This window comes from Nioella sediminis, assembly GCF_001879695.1.
In the GTDB taxonomy this organism is placed as follows: domain Bacteria; phylum Pseudomonadota; class Alphaproteobacteria; order Rhodobacterales; family Rhodobacteraceae; genus Nioella; species Nioella sediminis.
This window is the reverse complement of the sequence record NZ_MNBL01000118.1, coordinates 15,759-38,424: the sequence shown is the minus strand read 5'-3', so window position 1 is coordinate 38,424 and position 22,666 is coordinate 15,759. Positions and strand designations below refer to the sequence as shown.

At 63.5% G+C, this 22,666-nt stretch carries 16 protein-coding genes; 7 read left to right on the top strand and 9 right to left on the bottom strand.

All coding sequences use genetic code 11. The features are described 5' to 3' along the window. From BKY26_RS20815 to BKY26_RS14990, 3 genes are all read right to left on the bottom strand, one after another. Nucleotides 1-876 (bottom strand): calcium-binding protein (locus BKY26_RS20815; protein WP_425434490.1); only part of this gene is annotated, 876 nt, incomplete at its 3' end. Nucleotides 877-1,113: 237 nt separating this feature from the next. Then, nucleotides 1,114-1,986 (bottom strand): phosphoserine phosphatase SerB, encoded by an 873-nt coding sequence (gene serB, locus BKY26_RS14995; RefSeq protein ID WP_071691204.1) that lies wholly within the window; start codon nucleotides 1,984-1,986, stop codon nucleotides 1,114-1,116. 66 nt (nucleotides 1,987-2,052) lie between these two features. After that, nucleotides 2,053-2,901: a c-type cytochrome gene (locus BKY26_RS14990; RefSeq protein WP_071691203.1), complete on the bottom strand. Its 849-nt coding sequence runs from the start codon at nucleotides 2,899-2,901 to the stop codon at nucleotides 2,053-2,055. Nucleotides 2,902-3,167: 266 nt separating this feature from the next. Between BKY26_RS14990 and BKY26_RS14985 the strand changes: the two genes are divergently transcribed. The 4 genes from BKY26_RS14985 to BKY26_RS14970 all read left to right on the top strand — a co-directional run bounded on the left by BKY26_RS14985 (nucleotide 3,168) and on the right by BKY26_RS14970 (nucleotide 7,802). After that, nucleotides 3,168-4,322 (top strand): phosphoserine transaminase, encoded by a 1,155-nt coding sequence (locus BKY26_RS14985; protein ID WP_071691202.1) that lies wholly within the window; start codon nucleotides 3,168-3,170, stop codon nucleotides 4,320-4,322. A gap of 100 nt (nucleotides 4,323-4,422) precedes the next feature. Further along, nucleotides 4,423-6,018 carry a phosphoglycerate dehydrogenase gene (gene serA, locus BKY26_RS14980; RefSeq protein WP_071691201.1) on the top strand — a complete coding sequence of 532 codons (1,596 nt, stop codon included), beginning with the start codon at nucleotides 4,423-4,425 and terminating at the stop codon, nucleotides 6,016-6,018. A gap of 94 nt (nucleotides 6,019-6,112) precedes the next feature. Further along, the gene (locus BKY26_RS14975; protein WP_071691200.1) at nucleotides 6,113-6,559 is read left to right on the top strand and encodes a MarR family winged helix-turn-helix transcriptional regulator; all 447 of its coding nucleotides are present in this window, start codon (nucleotides 6,113-6,115) and stop codon (nucleotides 6,557-6,559) included. 67 nt (nucleotides 6,560-6,626) lie between these two features. Further along, on the top strand, nucleotides 6,627-7,802 hold the full coding sequence (locus BKY26_RS14970) for an acetyl-CoA C-acyltransferase family protein (protein ID WP_071691199.1): 1,176 nt from the start codon (nucleotides 6,627-6,629) through the stop codon (nucleotides 7,800-7,802). Between the two features lie 120 nt (nucleotides 7,803-7,922). Here BKY26_RS14970 and BKY26_RS14965 read toward each other — a convergent pair whose 3' ends face one another. The 3 genes from BKY26_RS14965 to BKY26_RS14955 form a co-directional block, all read right to left on the bottom strand. After that, nucleotides 7,923-8,303: a hypothetical protein gene (locus BKY26_RS14965; RefSeq protein ID WP_071691198.1), complete on the bottom strand. Its 381-nt coding sequence runs from the start codon at nucleotides 8,301-8,303 to the stop codon at nucleotides 7,923-7,925. Nucleotides 8,304-8,607: 304 nt separating this feature from the next. After that, nucleotides 8,608-10,653: a penicillin-binding protein 1C gene (pbpC, locus tag BKY26_RS14960; RefSeq protein WP_071691197.1), complete on the bottom strand. Its 2,046-nt coding sequence runs from the start codon at nucleotides 10,651-10,653 to the stop codon at nucleotides 8,608-8,610. Beyond that, the gene (locus BKY26_RS14955) at nucleotides 10,650-16,067 is read right to left on the bottom strand and encodes an alpha-2-macroglobulin family protein (RefSeq protein ID WP_071691196.1); all 5,418 of its coding nucleotides are present in this window, start codon (nucleotides 16,065-16,067) and stop codon (nucleotides 10,650-10,652) included. Before BKY26_RS14955 ends, pbpC begins: the two co-directional genes overlap by 4 nt. Nucleotides 16,068-16,225: 158 nt before the next feature. Here BKY26_RS14955 and BKY26_RS14950 point away from each other — a divergent pair, with 158 nt between their 5' ends. Continuing rightward, complete coding sequence (locus BKY26_RS14950) at nucleotides 16,226-18,355, top strand: ATP-binding protein (protein ID WP_071691195.1); 2,130 nt, start codon at nucleotides 16,226-16,228, stop codon at nucleotides 18,353-18,355. Between the two features lie 231 nt (nucleotides 18,356-18,586). Here the strand turns inward: BKY26_RS14950 and BKY26_RS14945 are convergent, their stop codons facing one another. Beyond that, nucleotides 18,587-19,597 carry an asparaginase gene (locus BKY26_RS14945; RefSeq protein WP_071691194.1) on the bottom strand — a complete coding sequence of 337 codons (1,011 nt, stop codon included), beginning with the start codon at nucleotides 19,595-19,597 and terminating at the stop codon, nucleotides 18,587-18,589. Between the two features lie 178 nt (nucleotides 19,598-19,775). Between BKY26_RS14945 and BKY26_RS14940 the strand changes: the two genes are divergently transcribed. Continuing rightward, on the top strand, nucleotides 19,776-20,303 hold the full coding sequence (locus BKY26_RS14940) for an invasion associated locus B family protein (RefSeq protein ID WP_071691193.1): 528 nt from the start codon (nucleotides 19,776-19,778) through the stop codon (nucleotides 20,301-20,303). 75 nt (nucleotides 20,304-20,378) lie between these two features. Further along, a complete protein-coding gene (gene rlmN, locus BKY26_RS14935) occupies nucleotides 20,379-21,566 on the top strand; it encodes a dual-specificity RNA methyltransferase RlmN (protein ID WP_071691192.1) in 1,188 nt (395 codons plus the stop codon). An 81-nt stretch (nucleotides 21,567-21,647) separates the two neighbouring features. On the opposite strand, the gene BKY26_RS14930 is transcribed toward rlmN, so the two are convergent. Together BKY26_RS14930 and BKY26_RS14925 are read right to left on the bottom strand one after the other, a co-directional pair. After that, a complete protein-coding gene (locus BKY26_RS14930) occupies nucleotides 21,648-21,827 on the bottom strand; it encodes a hypothetical protein (RefSeq protein ID WP_071691191.1) in 180 nt (59 codons plus the stop codon). A gap of 152 nt (nucleotides 21,828-21,979) precedes the next feature. Continuing rightward, nucleotides 21,980-22,582, bottom strand: coding sequence for a L,D-transpeptidase (locus BKY26_RS14925; protein WP_071691190.1), 603 nt, complete (start codon nucleotides 22,580-22,582; stop codon nucleotides 21,980-21,982). Between the last annotated feature and the right edge of the window lie 84 nt (nucleotides 22,583-22,666).

The window sequence follows — 22,666 nt, the reverse complement described above, 5'->3', positions numbered from 1 at the left end:
GCCATCGCCCGTCAGGTCGCTTTCGGGGTCATGCTGGCTCACGCCCTGAATGCGCCCGTCCAGTGCTGCAACATCGGTGATGCCGTTCAGCGTCAGCGTGTTGCCACCTCCGAAATCGAGAACAAGATTGCCGTTGACCACAGTGGCCGATGACAGCACAGAGGCCAAATTTCCGCTCAGGGCTGGCGAGTCGATCTTTAGGAAATCGCCGGAGAAATCCTCGATCACATCCGCGCCACCCGAGTAACCGAAGGTATCTTCACCCGCACCGCCATTGAGCGTGTCGTTTCCGGACCCGCCATTGAGCGTGTCATTGCCGCCGTTTCCGTCAAGATCATCCGCGCCGCTGCCGCCATCGAAGGCTTCGCCATCCGAGGTTCCGACGAAGGAATCATCTTGTGACACCGATGCCCCGGAAATGGCGGTCGGGTCGATCGCCTGGCCGGGCGCATATGGGGCTGGCGCGGTTTGGGCCGGTGTGGTCTGATTTATGGACGCAAAAAGCGCGTTGAACTCCGCCTGGTTGGTGGGAGCTGGTGCGCTGCCCGCCAGCAAGAAAACATAGTCGATATCCGTGCTGCTATCGAAATGAGACAGGACAGTTACCGGCCCGGTGCTGAGATTGAGCTGATAGATATACGTCTCGTCTTCGTCAGCCACGGGAATAGGAACGCCGCCATTAAGAGAAAACTGGCTCGTGTAGGCCCCGTAGGAGCTCACGACATCCACCTCCGTAATGCCGAACAGATTTGTGACACCCTCCGGGACATCGGAATAAGACAGTGTGGCCCCTTCGGAAATCGTGAGTGTCAGGGATGCCGAGCCGACATAGGTCGTGGAATTGATGGCGAAACCCTGAAGAGTGACTGTCGACATTTAGATGCTCCAAATACTGGCCGTTCTATTGCCTCTGGACAGGATGAGGCCTTGAGCGGAATGTAATGAATATTGGCTTTATGTCGAGTCAATTAACTATTGTTAACCAACTGGTTACAATCTGTTCGCAAAACACCGGAATGGGCGCGCTCTACCGCTTTCCGGCATCAAGAGCACTCCGATCTACAGGTTGATCACTGCAAGTGAACTGTTGAAAAGCGCCATAAGGCGCAGCAATCACGCGAAATCGCTGTCGGCATAGCCCTGCAGATAAAGCAGCGCCGTCAGATCGCCGTGGTTCACGCGGATCTCGCATTCGGCCTGCACCGACGGCTTCGCATGTAGCGCCACGCCAGTGCCCGCGAGCCCCAGCATGCCGAGGTCATTGGCGCCGTCACCCACGGCGATCACGTCGGCGGGGGTAATGCCGATGCGGGTGGTGATGTCGTGCAGCGCCTGAACCTTGGCATCGCGCCCGAGGATCGGGCGCGCCACCTCCCCCGTCAGCTGGCCTGCCTCGGACAGCAGCGTATTGGCGCGGTTTTCGTCGAAGCCCAGATCGGCGGCGACCTTCGTGGTAAAGGCGGTGAAGCCGCCCGAGACCAAAGCGGCATAGGCCCCGTGGGTTTTCATCGTTGCCAGCAGCGCCTTGCCGCCGGGCATATGGGTGATGCGCGTTTCCAGCACACGGGTGATGACCTCTTCGGGCAGACCCTTCAGCAGGCCAACGCGTTCGATGAGCGCGCCTTCGAAATCCAGCTCACCATTCATGGCGCGCGCGGTGATGTCCTTCACGCGTTCCCCGACGCCTGCCTCATCGGCCAGTTCGTCGATGCATTCCTGCTGGATCATGGTGCTGTCCATGTCGGCGAGCAGCATCTTCTTGCGGCGGCCCTCTGCGGGCTGAACGATCAGGTCCACACCCTCGGCTTGCAGGCTCTCCCACACGTTCCACCGGTTTGCGGGCATCGCGGGCATCGCAAATTCCGCAGCCACATCGGGCGAGAGCCAAAGCGTGTCGCCCCCGCCCCAGGCGTTGCGGAGCGAGTCGACCAGCGCGCCCTCCAGCCCTGGCGTTGCGGGATTGGTCAGAAGCGTGGCGATGAACATGGGTGTGCCCCCCGTGGCTTGCGTTTGGCACGCATAAACCACGGGGGGAGCCGGATTTGAAGGGGCTCAGCCCGCGTAAGGAAGCGGCGGAAGGCTGCGCAGGTAGAGGATGATCGCGGCGAGGTCCTCCTCGGTCATGTTGGCAAGAAACCCGTAGGGCATCGGCGGGAACATGGGCGAGCCATCGGGCCGAACCCCTTGCGTGATCATCGCGGCGATCTCGTCGTCGCTGTAGCCCGCCAACCCGTCTTCGTGACTGGTGAGATTGGAAGCGACGGAGGTGCCCCAAGGCCCGTGGAATTCGAACCCGCCCCGACCGAGATCGGTGTCCACCATCGGGCCCATGGAGCCCATCGGTGTGTGGCATTCCATGCAATGCGCAATCGGCCCGGCCAGGTATTCGCCATACTCCACCGTTACGCCCGCAGGGATGTCCGCCACGCTGTCCACCGGCGGGCCATAAGCGGGGGGCAGGGGGATGTTGTAGGCGGAGCGGCCGGGGTCGTTGTCGACGGCCGGAACCGTGCGCAGATAGGCCACGATGGCGGCGAGGTCGGTGTCGCTGAGGCCCCGGTAGAAGGTGAAGGGCATCGGCGGGCCGATGACCGAGCCATCGGGGCGGATGCCTTCTCGGATCGCGCGGGCGAGGTCCGCGTCGGTCCACTGGCCGGAGGGGCCGGCGGGGGTGATGTTGGGGGCGATGGCGGTGAACATGTCGTTGGCTTCGACCAGCCGGCCGCCCAGTTCCTGCCCTTCGATAAAACCAGTCGGCCCCATCGGCGAGTGGCAGTTGCCACAGCCTGCGGGTCCGGTCACGAGATACTCTCCACGGGCAACAAGATCATCGTTCTGGGCAACGGCGGGCGCGGCCATCAGAACGGTTGCGGCCAGGGCCGCCTTTGTCAGTTTGTGCATTGGGTCCTCCCGTCTTCCGGCCCGATCAGAGGTTTTCGAAGGCCGGATTTCTACCCTAGCACGAAAAAATGCCCGAATGTCCAGATGTTACCCGAAATGGTTGTGTCTTGCTCTTGTTTCCGATCGTGAACGCGGGACGCGTAGATTTTTCCTGAAACGACTGTTTTGACGATTTTTCCGACTTGTGCACCCCCGCGGCTGGCCGTATTTCCGGCGGTGGGACACCCCTCCCCAACGAGGGGCGCATATCTGGAAGGATACCAGCAATGGTGACGACTACCCCGGCAACGCGGCCGGCAAACCCGCGTTTTTCCTCTGGCCCCTGTGCCAAACCCCCCACCTGGACTCTCGATGCATTGAAGGACGCGCCCCTGGGCCGCAGCCACCGTGCCGCTATCGGTAAGGACAAGCTGAAGGCTGCCATCGAAGGAACGCGCGAGGTCCTCGGCATCCCCGCAGACTACAAGATCGGCATCGTGCCCGCGTCCGACACCGGCGCCGTGGAAATGGCGCTGTGGTCGCTGCTTGGCGCACGCAAGGCCACCATGGTTGCCTGGGAAAGCTTCGGCGCGGGCTGGGTCACGGATGTGGTCAAGCAACTGAAGATCGACGCCGAGGTGAAGACCGCAGAGTATGGTCAGATCGTCGATATGGCGGCGCTGGATTATGACACGGACGTGGTGTTCACCTGGAACGGCACCACGTCTGGCGTGCGCGTGGCCAATGGCGACGTGATCCCGGCGGATCGCGGGGGCCTGACCATCTGCGACGCGACCTCTGCCGCTTTTGCCATGGACCTGCCCTGGGACAAGCTGGATGTCACCACATTCAGTTGGCAGAAGGTCATGGGCGGCGAGGCGGCCCACGGGATGCTGATCCTGTCCCCCCGTGCTGTCGAACGGCTGGAAAGCTACACCCCGGCCTGGCCGTTGCCCAAGATCTTCCGCCTGACCAAGGGCGGCAAGCTGATTGACGGCATCTTCACCGGCGCAACCATCAATACGCCTTCGATGCTGTGCGTGGAGGACTACCTTTTTGCGTTGGATTGGGCGCGTGAGGTTGGCGGGCTGGAAGGTTTGATTGCCCGGTCCACCGCCAATGCGCAGGCGATCTGGGACTTCTGCGACCGGCATGACTGGATTGCCAACCTTGCTGAAGTTGAAGCTACCCGGTCGAACACCAGCGTCTGCCTGAAGTTCACCGACGCACGGATTGCCGATGGGGCGGGTTTTGCCAAGGCCGTGGCCAAGCGGCTGGAGGCCGAGGGGATTGCACTCGATATCGGGGCTTACCGTGACGCGCCGGCCGGTCTTCGCATCTGGTGCGGGGCGACCGTGGAGACCTCGGATATCGAGGCGATGCTGCCCTGGCTGGAATGGGCCTTTGAGGCTGAGATCGCCGCACAGGCCGAAGCCGCCTGACGTGGTGGTGGGCAAAACTGCCCACCCTACACCTTCCCGTTTCCCCGTGCGTAGGGTGGGCAGTTTGCCACCGGTACGCCTCGACAAAGGACACAGCCAAATGGCCCCCAAAGTTCTCGTTTCCGACAAACTCAGCGAAACCGCCGTCCAGATCTTCCGCGATCGCGGCATCGAAGTTGATTTCGAACCCGGTCTCGGCAAGGACAAGGACGCGCTGCTTGCCAAGATCGGTGAGTATGACGGCCTTGCCATCCGCTCCGCCACAAAGGTGACGGAAAAAATCCTTGCCGCCGCGACAAACCTCAAGGTGATCGGCCGCGCCGGGATCGGCACCGACAATATCGACAAGCCTGCCGCGTCCAAGAAGGGCGTGATCGTCATGAACACCCCCTTCGGCAACATGATCACCACCGCCGAACACGCGATTGCGATGATGTTTGCCGTGGCCCGGCAGATCCCCGAGGCCAGCGCCTCGACCCATGCTGGCAAGTGGGAAAAGTCGAAATTCATGGGGGTCGAACTGACCGGCAAGACCCTTGGCGTCATCGGCGCGGGCAATATCGGCGGCATCGTCTGCGACCGGGCCCGTGGTCTAAAGATGAAAGTCATCGCCTACGATCCCTTCCTGTCGGAAGAGAAGGCCGACAAGATGGGCGTGGAAAAGGTGGAACTGGAAGAGCTGCTCAAGCGGGCCGATTTCATCACGCTGCACGTGCCGCTGACCGACCAGACCCGCAACATCCTGTCGGCGGATAACCTCGCCAAGACCAAGAAGGGCGTGCGCATCATCAACTGCGCGCGGGGCGGGCTGGTTGATGAAACCGCGCTGGCGGAGCTGCTGAAATCGGGCCATGTCGCGGGGGCGGCTTTCGACGTGTTCGCAGAGGAACCGGCCACGGAAAACCCGCTGTTCAACCTGCCCAATGTGGTTTGCACGCCGCATCTTGGCGCGGCAACGACCGAGGCGCAGGAAAACGTGGCGCTGCAGGTGGCGGAACAGATGGCCGACTACCTGCTGACCGGTGCCGTGCAGAACGCGCTGAACATGCCGTCGGTCACGGCAGAGGAAGCCAAGGTCATGGGCCCTTGGCTGAAACTGGCGCAGCATCTGGGCAGCTTCGTGGGCCAGCTGACCGAAGAAGCCATCGAGGAAATCCGCATCACCTATAACGGGGTTGCGGGGACGATGAACCTTGAGGCGCTGAATTGCGGCGTCATCGCGGGGATCATGAAGGCGGTGAACCCGGATGTGAACATGGTTTCCGCCCCCGTGATCGCGCGGGAACGGGGCATCGAAATCTCGACCACCACGCAGGACAAGTCCGGTGCGTTCGAAGGTTATATCCGGCTGGAGGTCGTGACCCCGCACCGCACCCGGTCCATCGCGGGCACTGTGTTCTCTGACGGTAAACCGCGCTTCATCCAGATCAAGGGCATCAATATCGACGCCGAGATTGGCGAACATATGCTCTACACCACCAACGAGGACGTGCCGGGCATCATCGGGACGCTCGGCCAGACCATGGGCGAAAACGGCGTGAACATCGCCAACTTTACCCTTGGCCGGTCCGGTGCGGGCAAGGATGCCATCGCGCTTCTGTATCTCGACGCGCAGCCCCCGGCGGACGTGCTGGAGAAACTGCGCGCCACAGGCATGTTCCAGCAGGTCGCGCCGATGCAGTTCGACGCCGCCTGAAACTGACGTGTCAGCCCGTCAAAGCCCCGGTCTCTGGCCGGGGCTTTTTCGTTCAGGCTTGCGGTTTGGGCCTGTTTCACTCCATCCTTCACACATGAGCACCAACCCGCCTTTCGTCCTGGATGATTTCCTACCCTACCAGCTGGCCGTGGTGGCCGAGCGGGTCAGCGGCCAGTTCGCGCGCCACTACAAAGAGATGTTCGGCCTGTCCCGGTCCGAATGGCGGGTTCTGGCGCATCTGAGTCAGCAATCGGCCGTTTCGGTTCGCGAAATCTCGGCTCAGGCTGTGCTCGACAAGTCCAAGGTCAGCCGGGCCGTGTCGCGGTTGGAAGAGATGGGCTATATCAGCAAGACGACCTCACCTGCTGACCGGCGTCTCGTCGTATTGGCGCTGACGGAAAGCGGCAGGGGTATCATCAATGCGCTGACACCGATTGCCGAGAGATATCAGACCGAGGTGCTGAAATCGCTCGCGCCGGATGCGGAGGGGTTTCAAAGCGCGCTGAAACGGCTCATGGCGGAACCCGCGCAACGCGGGTAAACAGCGTTCAGGGGAATTTGGCATATTGCCCGCCTGCTGGCGGGTTGGAGTCTTTGGAGGACTATAAATGACCGATATCGTGATCCTGTCCGGTGCCCGGACGGCCATCGGCACCTTTGGCGGATCTTTGGCCGCGACACCCCCGATCGAGCTTGGCACCGTTGCCGCCAAGGCCGCGCTGGAGCGTGCGGGTGTGGATGGCAAGCAGGTGGGGCATGTGGCTTTTGGCCATGTGATCAACACCGAACCGCGTGACATGTACCTGTCCCGCGTCGCCGCCATGCAGGCGGGCATTCCCGACACCACGCCCGCGATGAACGTGAACCGCCTGTGCGGGTCTGGGCTTCAGGCCATCGTGTCGGTGATGCAGAACCTGATGCTTGGCGATGCGGAGTTCGGCCTTGCCGGTGGTGCCGAAAGCATGAGCCGCGGACCCTACATCGTGCCGGCCATTCGTTGGGGTCAGAAGATGGGTGATATGGGCGGCACGGACATGATGGTCGGCGCGTTGAACTGCCCGTTCGGCACTGGCCATATGGGTGTGACGGCGGAAAATGTCGCAGAAGAGCATGACATCACGCGCGAGCAGATGGATGCCTTTGCCGTGGAAAGCCAGAAGCGGGCCATCGCCGCCATCGAGGCTGGCTATTTCAAGGATCAGATCGCCCCGGTCGAGGTGAAGGTCAAGCGCGATATGGTGCCCTTCGACACCGACGAACATCCCAAGGCGTCCACCATGGAAACGCTGGCCGGGCTGCGGACGGTGTTCAAGAAAGACGGGCGGGTCACGGCGGGCAATGCCTCGGGCATCAATGACGGCGCGGGCGCGCTGGTTCTGGCGCGGGCGGATGCGGCAGAGGCCGCTGGCCTGAAACCCCGCGCGCGGATCATCGGCTATGCCCATGCAGGTGTGCGGCCCGAGGTGATGGGCATCGGCCCGGTGCCTGCGGTCCAGAACCTGCTGGCGCGCACCGGCCTGTCGGTTACCGATTTCGACGTGATCGAATCGAACGAGGCCTTCGCCGCACAGGCGCTGGCGGTGAATAAGGGTCTGGGGCTTGACCCCGCCAAGGTGAACCCCAATGGCGGCGCGATTGCGCTGGGCCACCCGGTGGGCGCGACCGGCGCGATCATCACCGTGAAGGCCCTGCACGAGCTGGAACGCACCGGCGGCAGCAAGGCGCTGATCACCATGTGCATCGGCGGCGGTCAAGGCATCGCGATTGCCATCGAACGCATCTGATCTGAGCGACACGAAAATGAAAACCCCCGGTGCCATATCGGCATCGGGGGTTTTTTTTGTTGGAACCGGCGGGATGGGGAGAGGGGCACCCTGCCGGTTCCGGCCCGTGAGTGATGGGCATCAGTCTTCGAAGCGCGATTCTTCAGCCAGCTGGGCGAAAATGCGGGCCGCGACTTCGTTGTGGCCAAAGCTCTGGGTCGAAATCACTTCGGTGCCGCTATTGGTGAGGTAGGCTGCGATGGCGTGATCATCGTCTTCCTGGACCTGACGAACACGGGCGTCGAATGCAACCGAAGCGTCAACCGGACCTGCGCCGCCGTTCAGAATGAAGGCCACTTCCGCATGGTCGTTGTCGGACATGGCCTGGCTCAGGCGGACCAGTTCGGACGTGGAGTAGGTGCCGGGTTCAACACCCAGTGACGCGGCAAGGTTGTCGGACGCGAATGCAGCGGGGGCGGCAAGGGCGGTCACAAGGGCGGTGGTGAGTGCGATGGTTTTCATGGGTCTTTCCTTTCGAGTGTCTTTTGCAGTGCGTTTGCGTTTGAAGGCGTTGTGCCTCCGATGACACTCAACTTAGGGGCTTGAGTTTGGTGTTTCATCCAACGAAAGCGGGATAATTGCGTGAGGTTGGTGCGCATGTGCACATGCCCATCTGCGGCATAGCCCAGAGCGTCACTGTTGGTGACGGCTGTGTGATCTCGTGAAACTTATCGGCCATTCAGCGCGTTGGTTCTTCTGGGAAATGCTGTGCGACGCTTGCGGATGCCTGTGGCCGGCGAATCCCCGGCATCGGGTGTTCGACGACTCAGGGGGCCGCGACTTCGACCGTGATGCGGGCGGCCCGGCCCATTGAATCTATAACCGTCAGCTCCCCGAACCCGGGCCCAGTAAGGTCAAGCGTCATCTGACGATCCCGGTTGGCAGTGCTTACCGGTGTGCCATTCCAGAGCCAGGTGAAGGGTGGCCTGCCCCTGTCCACCCGCGCCATCAGGGGCAGGCCCGGCTGGCTGGCAAGCACGGCGCCATCTGGGGGAAAGGCGATCTCGGGGGCATTTGGGTCTGTGGTGGGTGCAGAGCGGCTGGCAAATCGTTGCAGCGGTTCGGGCAGGTCGGAATGGCTGACCGTCAACGCACCGGGGGGTGGGGCTGGCAGCGGTGTCAGGCGTGGGGAGACGCGGGCAAAGGCCTCGAACAGCAGCGGCGCGGCCACATCGGCCCCGAAGGCGCCGGGCACCGAAGCGCCATCGGCACGGCCCAGCCACACGCCCACCACATGCCGCCCGTCATAACCAAAGGCCCAGGCATCGCGGTGGCCGTAGCTGGTGCCGGTCTTGTAGGCCAGCCCGTTGCGCGGCGCATTGGCGGGCGGGATCATGTCGGACAGGATGTCACCCACATACCAACTGGCCACGGGGGACAGTATTTGCACCGGATCGCCCGCGCGGTCGCCCTGCCGGTAATGCAGCGGCACGTATTCCCCGCCTGAGGCCAGCGACCCATATAGGCGCATCAGGTCTTCCATCGTCACGCCGACACCGCCAAGCGCCACGGCCAAGCCCGGCTGACCGGCGGGCAGTTCCGGCTCCATCCCCGCACGGCGCATGCGGTTCATCAGCTCTGCGGGGCCAAGTTCCTCCAGCAGCGACACCACGGGGATGTTGAGAGAGGCTTGCAGAGCGCGACGGACAGACAGCTCGCCCCGGAAGACGCGGTCGAAATTCTGGGGTGCGTAACTGCCGAACCGGGTCGGGCGATCCTCGATCAGGCTTTCGGGGTGGATCAACCCGGCCTCGAAGGCCAGACCGTAGACCAGCGGCTTGAGAGTGGAGCCGGGCGAACGCAATGCCTGCGTCATGTCAACGAAGCCCTGCAGCGGGTTGTCGGAATACTCGGCAGATCCGACCGAGGCCAGAACCTCGCCCGTCTGGTGATCCATCACCATGATCGCGGCATTCAGCCGGGTGCCCTGCCCGCGCACCGCCTCTCGCGCCAGCGCCTCCATCTGAGCCTGCAAGGTCGCGTCGATGGTCAGCCTGTGCTGCCCTGTGGGGTCTTCGGCCAGCATCCTGTCGGACAGGTGCGGGGCCAGCAGCGGGAAGTCGCGGCGCTCGGTGGGCAGAGGTTCGGCCATGGCCGAGGTCGCCTCTTCCTCGGACAGAACGCCGAAGGTCACGGCGCGGGCCAGTACGCGGTCGCGGGCGATATGGGCGTTTTCCGGGTTGCGGTCGGGGCGTCGGCTGTTGGGGGCCTGGGGAATGGCGACCAGCAGGGCGGCCTCAGCCGTCGTTAGCTGACGAGGTTCCTGCCCGAACCAGGTGAAGGTCGCGGCGCGGATGCCCTCGATATTCCCGCCATAGGGTGCGAGATGCAGGTAAAGCGTCAGAATCTCCTGCTTGGTCAACTGCCGTTCCAGCGCCAGTGCCAGCCGCATCTGCCTGAGCTTGCCGCGCCAGGAACCTGTGCCGCTGTCCTCCAGCAGGCGGGCAACCTGCATGGTGATGGTGGAGGCGCCCGAGACGATCCGCCCATTGGTGATCGCCTGCCACCCGGCCCGCGCCATGGCCCGCCAGTCGACGCCGGCGTGGTCGTAGAACCGCCGGTCCTCGAAATTGAGCAGCAGTTCGATGAATTCGGGGTCCACCTCGGCCAAAGTCACAGGCAATCGCCAGCGACCGTCCTCGACCGTATAGGCGCGCAGGAGCGTTCCGTCGCGGTCCAGCACTTCGACCGATGTGATGGGCACCAGCGGCGGGATGACCGTCGCGTCGATCCACGCATCGAACAGGTCCCGCGCCAGCCCGACCGCCAGCAGCAGCGCCGCCAGCCAGAGGAAAAGCCTCGCCCTGATCACTCGGTGATCACCACATGGCCCGAGGCCGTCTGAGCGCGGAAGGCGGGGCGGTACATGTCCTCGACCGAGGCCGCCGGGTGGTGGAAGCTGCCGGGTGTCACGGCACGCACGATATAGGCCAGCCGCATCAGGTCACCGCGCCGGTGTGTGACGGCGGCAAGGAACCTTTCTTGCCGGAACTCCGTATGATCGGTGAAGTCGGTCACATCCAGATCGCTGAGCGTGCCGATATCGCCCGCGCGCAGCAGGTTGGGATTGTCGATTTCGAAGCCCGCGGGCAGCGGGTCGTTCACCATCAGCCGCGCGGTGCGGTCGGTGAAGCCAACCACGTTCAGCACCACGACCAGCCGTGTGCCGACGGTGACCTCGGACGGGTCGGCAGGAACGCCATCCAGCGTCATGTAGCTGCGCGTGATGCGATAGCCGTTGCCGCCCTCTTCCGTCGCGCCCTCTGCCTGACCGTAGCGGGTCAGCGTCAGGGTTTCTGGCCGGTCGCCGGTATTGGTGAGGGTCCGGGTGGTCGGATCGCCCGCTTCCAGAACTTCGATCAGCGGGCCGGTGACATCCGCCCCGTTCAACGTCAGCGACGACAGCCCGTCCATGTCGATCAGCGCATCTGCGGCCAGAAGGCTCCACACCGCTTCCTGGGTAGAGACATTGGCACTGGGCGCGGGCAGGGCGGCAGCGAGCGCATCAAGCGGAATGGCCTGCGACCCGGCCCCGGCGGCCAGTGTCAGCAGCGCGGTGGCGTCGCGGCGTCTTGTGCCGAAATCAGCCCGCCAGCCGGTGGTTTCAGACGCAAGGCTCTGTCTCAGCAGCAACTGATAGCCCTGCCGGAACATCGCATCGGCGCGTGGCTGATCCCCATACATCGCCAGCGCCGCGCCCAACTGGCCAAGCGCCAGCGGAGTGGCAAAGGCATCGGCCTTCACATCGGCATAGTAGCGCAGGTCACCAATCGCTGCCGCGCCCTCGCGGGCCAGAACCATCAGCGAATAGGCGATGGATTCGCCCCCTTCCTCGAAATCGGAGGCGGTGGCGACATGGTTGCGCAGCGCGTCCAGCGCCGATTGGAAGGCGAGGTCGGGCACCGCATAGCCCTCCGCCCTCGCGCGCGACAGGAAGTCGGTGACATAGGCATCAAGCCACGGATCGCCGGAATAGGCCCCCCATAGGCCAAAGCCGCCATTGGCGGCCTGGTTCACCAGCACCGCGTCAATGGCCTGCTGGATGCGGAGCGCAAGGTCATCGGCATGGGCAAGGTCCAGCGCCTCGGCCACATCGGCCATGTAGAGCAGCGGCATCGCCTGGCTGGTAACCTGTTCGGTGCAGCCATAGGGGTAGCGGTCGAGCATCTGTAACAGCCCCGGCGCGTCGAACCGGGCAAGGGGACCGGCGGACAGGGTCGCCCGGCCCGTGCCGGGGCGCAGGCCCGCCAGCACGGTTGCGTCAAAGTCGAGGCTGTCGCCGGGGGCGAGGGTAAACCGAGAGGTCACGGCGGTGACGGGATCGTTCGACTGCACCACCAGCCGCAATGTCCGCGACAGCCGCTGCCCGTCGGGCGTGATCAGGGTGACGTCCACCTGTTGCTCGCCAAGCTGCTCCAACGCAAAAAGCGGCACGCGCAGGCGTTCGGTCTCGCCTTCCTCCAACGTTACGGCAGAGAGGATGGACCCGATGTTCAGCCCCGCAGAGGTCTCAATCTCAATCGGCATCAGCCCGGTGGGGCCCTCCGCATGGGTCACTTCCAGCAGCAGCCTTGCGCTGTCGCCCGGCGCCATGAAACGCGGCATGGAGGCGGTGACAACCACCGGATCACGCACCAGAACATCGGCCTCGGCCTGCCCGATGCCGGTCTCGTTCCAGGCCATGGCCATCACGCGCACGGTGCCGTTGAAGCTGGGAATGTCGAAACTGACACGCGCCAGCCCGTCCGCATCCACTGTGACAGGGCCGGAATGGAAGGCCACCAGCGCCTCGGTCGGGGGTGGGGCCTGCATGCGGGCACCGGCACTGGCATCGCCCCCTTGCCGGATCGCGCCGGGGTCACCCCCGCCGGAAATCAGCCGCCCATAGAGGTCGCGGATACCAACGCCAAGACGCCGCTGACCGAAGAAATGCCCCATCGGGTCGGGCGACTGGAAGCCGGTCAGGTTCAGGATGCCCAGATCGACGGCGGCAATGCTGGCGTAGATTGTGTCGCCCGGTTCGGCATTGCCAACGCGCAGGACAACCTCCAGCGGGCCACGGGGGGCGGAGGTGATCGGGGCTTCCATCACCACATCCAGCGCGCGGGGGCCGGGATTGACGGTGGCATGCACCAGCCCAAGCGAGCGCGCAGGCATCTGCGCTGGCAACCCCTCCAACGGACGCAGGAGCGTTGCGGTCACGTAAGCGCCATTGCCCCATTCCTCTGTCACCGCCAGCGGGAAAGTGTCGGGGGCATCGCCGATGGTCACCAGTTCCTGATGGATCAGCCGGTTCGACATGACCCGGATCAGGACCAGTCCGCCGGACCGGGGCACCACGCGCAACCGCGCTTCGTCGCCCACGTCATAGCTTTCGGCATCGAGCGAGACCTCCAGCAGATCGGGCGTGCCCACGTCATCGCCCCCGCCATACCACCCGGCGCGGAAGCTGACAGAGCTGGCCGTGTAGCGGCCCTCGGTGCTTTCCACGCGCAGTTCATAGCGCCCCCAATCGGCGGGAGCGGAGATTGCCACAGGGTCAGCGCCAAGCACGGCCTCGCCATTGACAATGCGGGTACGGGTTGTCACCGGTTCCCAGTTCCAGCGCCCGTTCTGCGTGTACCACTGATAGCGCCGTTCGACCCGGTTCAGGGTCCAGCGCACCGGCTGCGCCTCGGCTCCGACGGCGATCAGGTGAAACTGGGCATCCGTGCCTTCGGGCAGGGTGCCGTCAAAGAGCGGGCGAATGCCAATGAGCGTGCCCGAAGGGTCGAGGGGCCGTCTGATCTGCCGCTCCACCGGGCGGCCAGATCCTTCGGTGACGCGGGCGGTGACGCTCATCGTCCAGGGATGTGGCAGGCCGTCGATCTCTGGCAGAGACAGCTCAATCCGGGCCGCGCCGGTGGCATCTGTTCCTTGACCATCCGGCAGGCTGTAGCGAATTCGGTCGGGGTGGTCGTCATATCGGCCAAAGCGGTAACCGGGGAAGGCCTCCAGCGTTGCGACTGGGCGCAGAACCCATTCGCCTTCGATCGGCAATTCACCTGCGGGGGCCCCAAAGAGGTAGTCGGCCTGAAGGTCCAGCACGGCGGGCCGGTCGAGGGGTTGCGAGCCTTCGGGCAAGGACAGCTCCACGTCGATGCGTTCCGGCAGGAAATCCTCGACCAGCAGGGTTCGGCTGGCCAAGGGCTGCGCGTCGGGGTCGGCATGGACAGCCAGACGCCAGGTGCCGCGCGGCACATTCGCGCCCAGGGGCATCTGCCAGACGAAGCCGCCCGCACCGGTTTCCTCCAGCACCATGCGGCTGTATTCGACGCCATCGGCGCGTGTCAGAATGGCCGTCAGCGGAAGGCCCGGCAGGGCGCGGGATTGCCCGTCGCGGGCCAGGGCGGTGGCGTGGATGGTTTCACCCGCCCGATAAGCGCCGCGTTCTGTGGTCAGGAACAGGTCAATCGGCGGCGCGGCGGGGCGGCCCTCGACCCCCCGGTCAGAGAGGTCGAACTCCGCCTCGCGCAGCGACAGGAAGGCGAAATCGCCCTCCTGTTCCACGGTGATCATGGCGGGCGATGCCCCGGCCCGGCCTGCGGTCAGATCGGCGGGAAAATGCACCCGGCCCTGCCGGTCGCTTTCCAGTTCGGCCAGAACCCGGTTCGATTCAGACACCAGGCGCACGGTGGCCCCCTCGATGCCGGAGGTATCGGCCAGAGACCGCACGATCACATGGACACCATCCACCCCAGAAACGGCAGAAAGCCCAAGGTCAGAGACGAAAAACCACTGCGTCGCAGGGGGCAGGTCGCGCCCCTCGGGGCTGTCGATCCGGGCCTCAAGCGCATAAAGACCGGGGTCGAGCGTGGCCAGAACCTCGCCCATGGGCAGGCTGGTGGTGACGTCCTGATTCAGCCGGTTAGAGACCTCTCCCACCCCTTCCCAGACGGTTTCGGCCAGTTCGGTCGAGAACCGGTTCACTTCCCACTGGTTCAGGGGGCGCCCGAAATAGTCGTCCTGCAGGCTGCGCACGATATTGCGGTCGGTCACGGAATAGAGCCGCAATGCCACCTCGTCGGTATTCACCGTCACAATGGGCAGCGCGCCGCCCGCAAGACGCGGCAGAACATAGGCGCGGCCCGGAAACCGCAATGTGGGGGATCGGTCGCGCACATAGAGCCGCAGGGTGGCCGGGTTGTGCAGGGTTTCGCCCGAGGCGGCAGGCAGGCCCGCGCGCAGGGTGAATTCATAGCGCTGCCCATGCTGGACGCCCGAGATGCAGAACTGTCGGTTCTCAGCCTCGACCGACAGGCCGCTCACCGTGGTTTGCAGGAAATCCGCATGGGTGACACCGCCTGCGATATCTTCCGAGAAGATGGCGCAGATGCGCGGTTCGGCGGCGTCGTTTTCCACGCGGGTCGTGGTCACGCGGAAGCCGTAGAGCCCGATTGCACGTTCAAGCTCTGCTTCCAGCGCCTCTGATGGGGCCTCGGCAATCGCAAGTCGCAGCGCGAAGATCATGCTGCGGCCCCGGCTGTTTTCTTCCAATGCACGGGCCAGCAGGGCGGCGGCGTCAGACAGTTGTTGTCCGGGTGCGGCCCGCAAGGTGGCATTGGTGGCCGCCGTCAGGGCGGTGCGATTCAGGTTGCGCTGTTCGGTCCGGCTGGACACCTCGATTTCCAGCGCCAGACGCGCAAATTCCATCCAATGGGCAGGGTCGTCTGTCACGGTGATGGCAGAACCATAGAGCCGCATGGCCTGCTGGAACTCTCCCTCTTCCAGCCGCGCTTCGGCGGCGGCGAGAATACGTTCTGCCGTCCAGGTCCCGGCATAGTGGCGGCGGGGCAGCCCTTCGGCCTCGATGCGCGCCCTGGACAGATCAGTCTCACTCAGGAAATCCAGTTGCTCCAGACGGTCCTCCAGCCGCGCCAGAACCGCCGGATCGGTGTCGCGCACCGTGGCGGACATGGCCCCGTCATAGGACTCCATCGCAAGGACATCGGTTTTGGGAAAACAGCTGCCATTGCGTTCGTTGAAGGTGAAGGCGGCACAATCCGAATCTGCCAGGCAAGCCCGAATGCACCCGATCAGCGAGGTGTCATAGATCGGTGTCAGGTCCGCACCGGGAAAATCCGTATCCTGGGTGATTGCATAGAACCGCTCGGCCACGGGCCCGTCCTGGGCGGTGGCCATCAGGGGCAGCAAGGACATCAAACCAGCCACGATCAACGCGCGCATGGGAACCTCCGGATCAGAAATCGTATCAAAAAAAGACTTTCTCATATGCTGCCATGACCGGCCCCTTGGAGTCCATGCCGCGGCGCCCGTCTTAAGCAGATGGAAAGGAAACCGGCGTCATTCTGCCGGTCGGAGAATGGATTCGGGTGAGACAGGGCATGGATGGCACCGGCTTCGACGATCGTTTGGCGCGCGAACGCCGGGCGCGGCTGGCGGCTGAACGGCTGCTGGTCCAGAAGCAGGAGGAACTGTTCGCCGCAAACCGCAAGCTGGCCCAACAGGCGGACCGTCTGTCGGATCAGGTGATCGAGCAGCGGGAGGAAAACGCCGAACTGGTCGGCGAAACAACCCGCGCGCGGGCCGATCTGGAAGTGGCGACAGAAAAGGCCGAACGTGCCGAACGGCGACTGTGGGATTCTCTCGATATCATCGAGGATGGCTTTGCGATCTATGACCGCTCGGGCCGGCTGGTCGCGGCCAACAGCGCCTTTCTCAACATCTTTGAGGGCATGGTCGAGGTTGGGCCGGGGGCCAGCTACGATTCCATCCTGCGGATCGCCGTGGACGAAGGGCTGGTCGATCTGGAAGGCGTGCATCCCGACGATTGGGTCGATGACATGACCGCCCGGTGGGAACAGCACCCGATCCCGCAGCGAACGGTCAAACTCTGGAATGGTGGCTTCGTCAAACTGGTGGACAAGCGCGCGCCCGATGGCGACATGGTCAGCCTGATGCTGAACATCACCGAAACGATCCGGCGGGAACGGGATCTGCGCGATGCCCGCGATCAGGCCGAGGCCGCGAACCGGGCCAAGTCGGCCTTCCTTGCCAATATGAGCCACGAGATCAGGACGCCGATGAACGGCGTGGTGGCCATGGCAGACCTGCTGCGGGAAACCGATCTCGACGAGGATCAGCGCCAATGCGCCGACACGATCCGCAATTCCGGCGAGGCGCTGCTGGAGATCATCAACGATGTGCTCGATTTTTCCAAGATCGAGGCCGACAAGCTGGTGCTGCATGCCGAGGCCTTCGATCTGGAGGACCTGATCCGCGAGATCTTCCGCCTGCTGCGCCCGTCCATTCAGGGCCGAGATCTGCAATTGCTGCTGGATTACGATATCTTCCTGCCTCAATCGCTTGTGGGCGACCGGGGCCGGGTGCGGCAAGTGCTGACCAACCTGATCGGGAATGCCGTCAAGTTTACCGACCGGGGCCATGTCCTTGTGCGCGTCATGGGCGAACCGGTGGAAAACGGTCAGGTCACGCTGGTGATCGCGGTGGAAGATACCGGCATCGGCATCGCGGCCGACAAACAGGCGCATGTCTTTGGCGAGTTCAACCAGGTCGAGGATCAGGCAAACCGGAAATACGAAGGCACCGGGCTTGGTCTGGCGATTACGCACCGGCTGGTGCGGATGATGGGCGGCGATATCTGGATCGATTCGGAGCTTGGGAAGGGTGCAACCTTCGCGTTCCGACTGACCCTGCCTGTGGCGGACGGCGAAGTGCCCTGCCCGGTGCAGCCATTGCCCGCAGAGCTGACCAAGGTTGTGCTGGTCGGCCCGGATACTGGCGCGCGGCGGCTGGTGGAACGCCAGTTCCTGAAGCTCAAGGCGGATGTGCGGGCGGTGGACGAGGTGGCAGCGATCGGAGGCAGGCCCGACCTCGTGGTTCTGACGGAAGAGGCCGGGGAAGAGCCGCTGGAAACCCCTGCCTTCCCCGTCCTGCGATGCCTATCGGATCGTCGGGCCAACCCCGCGGCCCCGATTCCCGAAATCACGCTGGAAGCCCCCTTGCGCGATTTCCGGCAAGGCTTGATGGAAAAGGTGGCGCGTGTCACGCGAACAGTGCCTCCGCAGGATGCCCCGCCTGCGGACGCTCCAGGAAAGCTGCGCCTGCTGGCGGCGGAGGATAACAAGACCAACCAGATGATCTTTCGCAAGATGATCAAGGCGCTCGACCTTGAGCTGGAGCTTGCAAATAATGGTCAGGAGGCATGGGAGGCCTACCAGGCGGAACGGCCCGACCTGCTGTTCACCGATATCTCCATGCCCGAAATGGACGGGCTGGAACTGACCCGCCGGATCCGTGCGGATGAGGAGGCGAAGGGTCTGCCGCGATTGCCGATTGTCGCGATGACTGCCCATGCGATGGAGGATCACGAAGCGGAGATCGTGGCGGCGGGGGTGGATCACTACCTGACAAAACCACTGAAGAAGGCCGAGATCATCGGGAAGTTGGAAGCATTGAAACCGGAGGGCGTATTGCCGCTGATGCAGGAATAGGCACCAACCGGTTTCGCCGCCTGTCGGCGTCGACCCGTGAGCGGCCCTCCTCAACCTCCGGCATGCGCCGGAGGCCTCGTCATGCCGCGTTGCCACGGATGCGTGGAAAGCGCGGTTCACTGGCCGTGATGAAGGGCTAGGCAGAGAGGGCAGGACGCCTCCGGCGGAGGTATTTTTGCCAAGATGAAAGAGCCGAGGGGGGGCTGTCCGACTGTAGCCCGTGGCTCTTGACTATGGTTTCCAGTCGGAAAGCGACCCTGACAAGCGATATTCTCCGGTCACGATATCGCGGCGGTTACGGATCGGGCCGTTTGTATAGGTGAGGGCGGCTGGATGGCGTGCGTCCAGCACACCCAGGCCGCACAGAATGCGGGTGATGACCGCTTCCGATCCTCGCGTCGCGCCGTCCTCGATCTTAAGGGCGACGCCCATGCGCCTTTCAGGCACGATGGCGATGAACACCGCCTCGGCCCCGGTCTTGACCGATGCGCGGCCTGACATTGCACGCATCAGCGCCGTGCAGGATCTTCCTTCGCCCGCCACCAGAACCGGATGGGCCGCCATGGCGCGGGTCAGCCGGTGCATGGCGCGGTCGCGCGCATTGCCCGCACCGGTTGCGGCGGCGAAATGGCCCATGGCGCGGGCCAGCCCGGTGACGGTGCAGGCGAAGTTGGGCGCGGAACATCCGTCGATGCCATGGCCGGGGCTGGTTTCCCCGGTCACCTCCTCGAACGCGGATTTTACCGCCACCTGTACCGGGTGGTCGGGATCCACATAGTCCGGCCCGGCCCCCAGATGTTTTGCCAGGGTCAGAAAGCCGGAATGTTTGCCGGAACAATTGTTGTGGATCTGGCAGGGCGAGCTGTCGGCCTTGATCAGGGCGTTGCGCGCGTCAGGGTCACCCGGCATCTGCGGCCCGCAGCGCAGGGCCTCTTCGGGGTCGATCCCCAGCCCGCCCAGCCACGCACGCACCATTTCCGTGTGGACCGCCGCCCCGTTATGGGACGCGCAGGACAGGGCCAGCTGCGCCTCTGACAAACCGAACGCTTCGGCGGCGCCGCTTTCGATCAGGGGCAGCGCCTGGATCATCTTGCAGGACGACCGGGGCAGGATCACCGCATCGGGGTCGCCCCAGCTGGCCACGATGCCGCCATCGGCGTCCCACACGACCGCATGACCGCGATGAACGCTTTCGCGGAACGGCCCTCGCCAGACCTCGACCAGTGTTTCCGCCTCAGCCATGCTGTTTTCCTTCTTCTGGTCAGGGGTTCCGGCAATTTTCCGCTACCGGGGCTTTTCCCCAAAAGGATTTTCGGGTTAATCTCCGCTCGCAGTTAGAAGTGGGCGGGGTTTGAGCGCAAGACCTGAAAACAGGCCGAACCCCAAACCAGAGGCAGAGACGGCTGGAGGCTGGATCAAGATGAAGAACTGGGTTGCTGGATTGGTGATCGCACTGGCGTTTTCGGCGCCGTCGTTTGCCCAGGACACCGAGGAATCCGAGAACCGCGTCAACGCGGAAACGGATTGGAGCGTGTTCGTCGAGGATGACCCGACGCAATGCTGGGTCGTGTCCGCGCCGCGCGAAACGGTGAACACCCGCGATGGTCGCGTGGTGGCCGTGCGCCGGTCGGAGATCCTGCTGTTCGTCAGCTATTGGCCGTCCGAAAGCCGGATGGGCGAGGTTTCCTTTACCGGTGGCTATCCCTTTGCGGATGATTCCACGGTGACGATGGAAATCGGCAACTCGACCTTCGAGTTGTTCACCGATGGTGAAATGGCCTGGGCCGCGTCCGAACAGGAAGATCAGCGGATCATCACCGCGATGAAGCGCGGGGCCGAAGCGGTGCTGACCGCCCGGTCGGCGCGGGGCACGCAAACGGTCGATACCTTCTCTCTGTTGGGCTTCACCGCCGCGGTCGAGGATGCGGAAACCCGCTGCGGCGGCTGATTTTCTGCCAAGACAAGGTTTGCCTTGAGGGGCGGATGCCTATATGTGTCCGCATTCCCTTCTCGGAGCTTTGACATGTCCGCCAGCGCCCCCATCACGCAGGATGTCCTGACCATTCCGCGCAAACTGCCCGAAGGCCCGACCAATATCGTCGGCCTGACGCGGGACCAGCTGCGCGAGGCGCTGATCGCGGCGGGGACGCCGGAAAAGCAGGCCAAGATGCGGGTCAACCAGATCTGGCAATGGGTTTACCACTGGGGCGTGCGCAGCTTCGACGAGATGACGAACCTCGCCAAGGCCTATCGCGCGCAACTGGCGGAGCGTTTCGTGATCGAAGTGCCCGAGGTGGTGACGCGCAATGTCTCTGCCGATGGCACCCGCAAATATCTGGTTCGGATCGCCGGCGGCCATGAGGTCGAGATCGTCTATATCCCCGAAACCGATCGTGGGACTCTGTGCATCTCGTCTCAGGTGGGGTGTACGCTGACCTGCTCATTTTGCCACACGGGCACGCAGAAACTGGTGCGCAACCTGACAGCCGGTGAGATTGTCGGCCAGATCATGGTGGCGCGCGACGATCTGGGCGAATGGCCGGAACCGGGCGAAGGCACTGGCGAGAACGGCCCGCGCCTGCTGTCGAACATCGTGCTGATGGGCATGGGCGAGCCGCTCTATAATTTCGACAATGTCCGCGACGCGATGAAGATCGCGATGGATGGTGAAGGGATTTCCCTGTCACGCCGCCGGATCACCCTGTCGACCTCTGGCGTGGTGCCCGAGATTGCCAAGACCGCCGAGGAAATCGGTTGCATGCTGGCGGTGTCCTTCCACGCCACCACCGATGAGACCCGTGACAAACTGGTGCCGATCAACAAGCGCTGGCCGATCGCCGACCTGCTGGATGCGTTGCGTGCCTATCCGAAACTGTCGAACTCTGAACGAATCACCTTCGAATATGTGATGCTTAAGGATGTGAACGACACGGATGAGGACGCCCGCAGGCTGGTGAAGCTGATCAAGGGCATCCCGGCCAAGATCAACCTGATCCCGTTCAACGAGTGGCCCGGCGCACCCTATGAGCGGTCGGACTGGGAGCGGATCGAGCGCTTTGCCGACATCATCTACAAGGCAGGTTACGCCAGCCCAATCCGCACCCCTCGGGGCGAGGATATCATGGCCGCTTGCGGTCAGCTGAAATCGGCAACTGAGCGTGCCCGCAAGAGCCGCGCCCAGATCGCCGCCGAGGCCGGAATTGCCGAATAATTCTTGATATCTTCAGCGACGGAACATGAAAAAGGCGGCCCGCGAAGGCCGCCTTTCTCTATTCTAGAAGTCGATGACTTATTAGTCAGCGATTGCAGCTGCGATCAGGATGATAGCCAGCAGGGGAACCAGGACGCCGCCAGCGGAGGACGAGGTGTCTTCCACGATCACGACGGGTTCCAGAACGGGCTCAACGTAGCCGCCAGCAAAAGCGGAGGTGGCGGCAACGGACAGAGCGGCTGCGAGTGCGAGTTTTTTCATAGTATCCTCCAAGATACGCCCCAAAATTTTTCGCGCGGTATTACGCATAGCGGGGCACCCAAGACTGTACCTCGTAACTAGGTTTAAGCAGCAATGCCTTGGGATTGCAATGCCGGGAAATCGTCCCGAACCCCAAGATCGCCGATTTGTGGTCAAATTAGCAACACTTGGGTGCCAACACGGGCCAGTTCGAACAGATCTGCGATATGTTCATTGTACAGGCCGATACATCCGTTCGAACTGCGCCGCCCGATCTTGCGCGTGTCATGGGTGCCGTGGATGCGATAATAGGTCCAGCTGAGATACAACGCATGGGTGCCAAGCGGGTTGTCCGGGCCGGGGGCCACGTATTCCGGCCATTCCGGGTTGCGTTCCCGCATGGCGGGCGTCGGGCGCCAGTCCGGGCCTTCCACCTTGCGTACCACGCGGGTACGGCCGCGCCGCGTCAGATCCTCGGTCGCGGGAACAGACGTGGGGTACAAGCGATAGACCGTCTCTTCCTCGTTCCAGTAATGCAGAGCGCGCGAGGTGATATCGACCAGAATCGCGCCGTTGTTCAGGTTGTCGAAATAGTCCTGCCATTCCAGCGTACGAAAGCTGGAGATATTGTGCCGCACTGTCTGGCTGACATCGCGCTCCAGCTCGGTGCTGCCTTCATAGGTGCTGTCCTGCGCCAGCGCCGGAGTTGCCAGCGTTGCGGCCGCCGCGCCAAGAAACAGGCGACGGTTCAGATCTGGGTTTTTCGGGTCGCTCATTGTCCGACCTCCGTAGGGAACTGCCTCTGGTGTGTAAAATAGCGGCTCTGGCCCGCTGCGTCCATTGATGGGCGGATCACAATG

What these genes read in the sequence shown, in the direction of transcription:
- serB (WP_071691204.1), bottom strand. Translation starts at nt 1,986, where the DNA reads ATGTTCATCGCCACGCTTCTGACCAATCCCGCAACGCCAGGGCTGGAG.
- BKY26_RS14990 (WP_071691203.1), bottom strand. Translation starts at nt 2,901, where the DNA reads ATGCACAAACTGACAAAGGCGGCCCTGGCCGCAACCGTTCTGATGGCC.
- BKY26_RS14985 (WP_071691202.1), top strand. Translation starts at nt 3,168, where the DNA reads ATGGTGACGACTACCCCGGCAACGCGGCCGGCAAACCCGCGTTTTTCC.
- serA (WP_071691201.1), top strand. Translation starts at nt 4,423, where the DNA reads ATGGCCCCCAAAGTTCTCGTTTCCGACAAACTCAGCGAAACCGCCGTC.
- BKY26_RS14975 (WP_071691200.1), top strand. Translation starts at nt 6,113, where the DNA reads ATGAGCACCAACCCGCCTTTCGTCCTGGATGATTTCCTACCCTACCAG.
- BKY26_RS14970 (WP_071691199.1), top strand. Translation starts at nt 6,627, where the DNA reads ATGACCGATATCGTGATCCTGTCCGGTGCCCGGACGGCCATCGGCACC.
- BKY26_RS14965 (WP_071691198.1), bottom strand. Translation starts at nt 8,303, where the DNA reads ATGAAAACCATCGCACTCACCACCGCCCTTGTGACCGCCCTTGCCGCC.
- BKY26_RS14955 (WP_071691196.1), bottom strand. Translation starts at nt 16,067, where the DNA reads ATGCGCGCGTTGATCGTGGCTGGTTTGATGTCCTTGCTGCCCCTGATG.
- BKY26_RS14950 (WP_071691195.1), top strand. Translation starts at nt 16,226, where the DNA reads ATGGATGGCACCGGCTTCGACGATCGTTTGGCGCGCGAACGCCGGGCG.
- BKY26_RS14945 (WP_071691194.1), bottom strand. Translation starts at nt 19,597, where the DNA reads ATGGCTGAGGCGGAAACACTGGTCGAGGTCTGGCGAGGGCCGTTCCGC.
- BKY26_RS14940 (WP_071691193.1), top strand. Translation starts at nt 19,776, where the DNA reads ATGAAGAACTGGGTTGCTGGATTGGTGATCGCACTGGCGTTTTCGGCG.
- rlmN (WP_071691192.1), top strand. Translation starts at nt 20,379, where the DNA reads ATGTCCGCCAGCGCCCCCATCACGCAGGATGTCCTGACCATTCCGCGC.
- BKY26_RS14930 (WP_071691191.1), bottom strand. Translation starts at nt 21,827, where the DNA reads ATGAAAAAACTCGCACTCGCAGCCGCTCTGTCCGTTGCCGCCACCTCC.
- BKY26_RS14925 (WP_071691190.1), bottom strand. Translation starts at nt 22,582, where the DNA reads ATGAGCGACCCGAAAAACCCAGATCTGAACCGTCGCCTGTTTCTTGGC.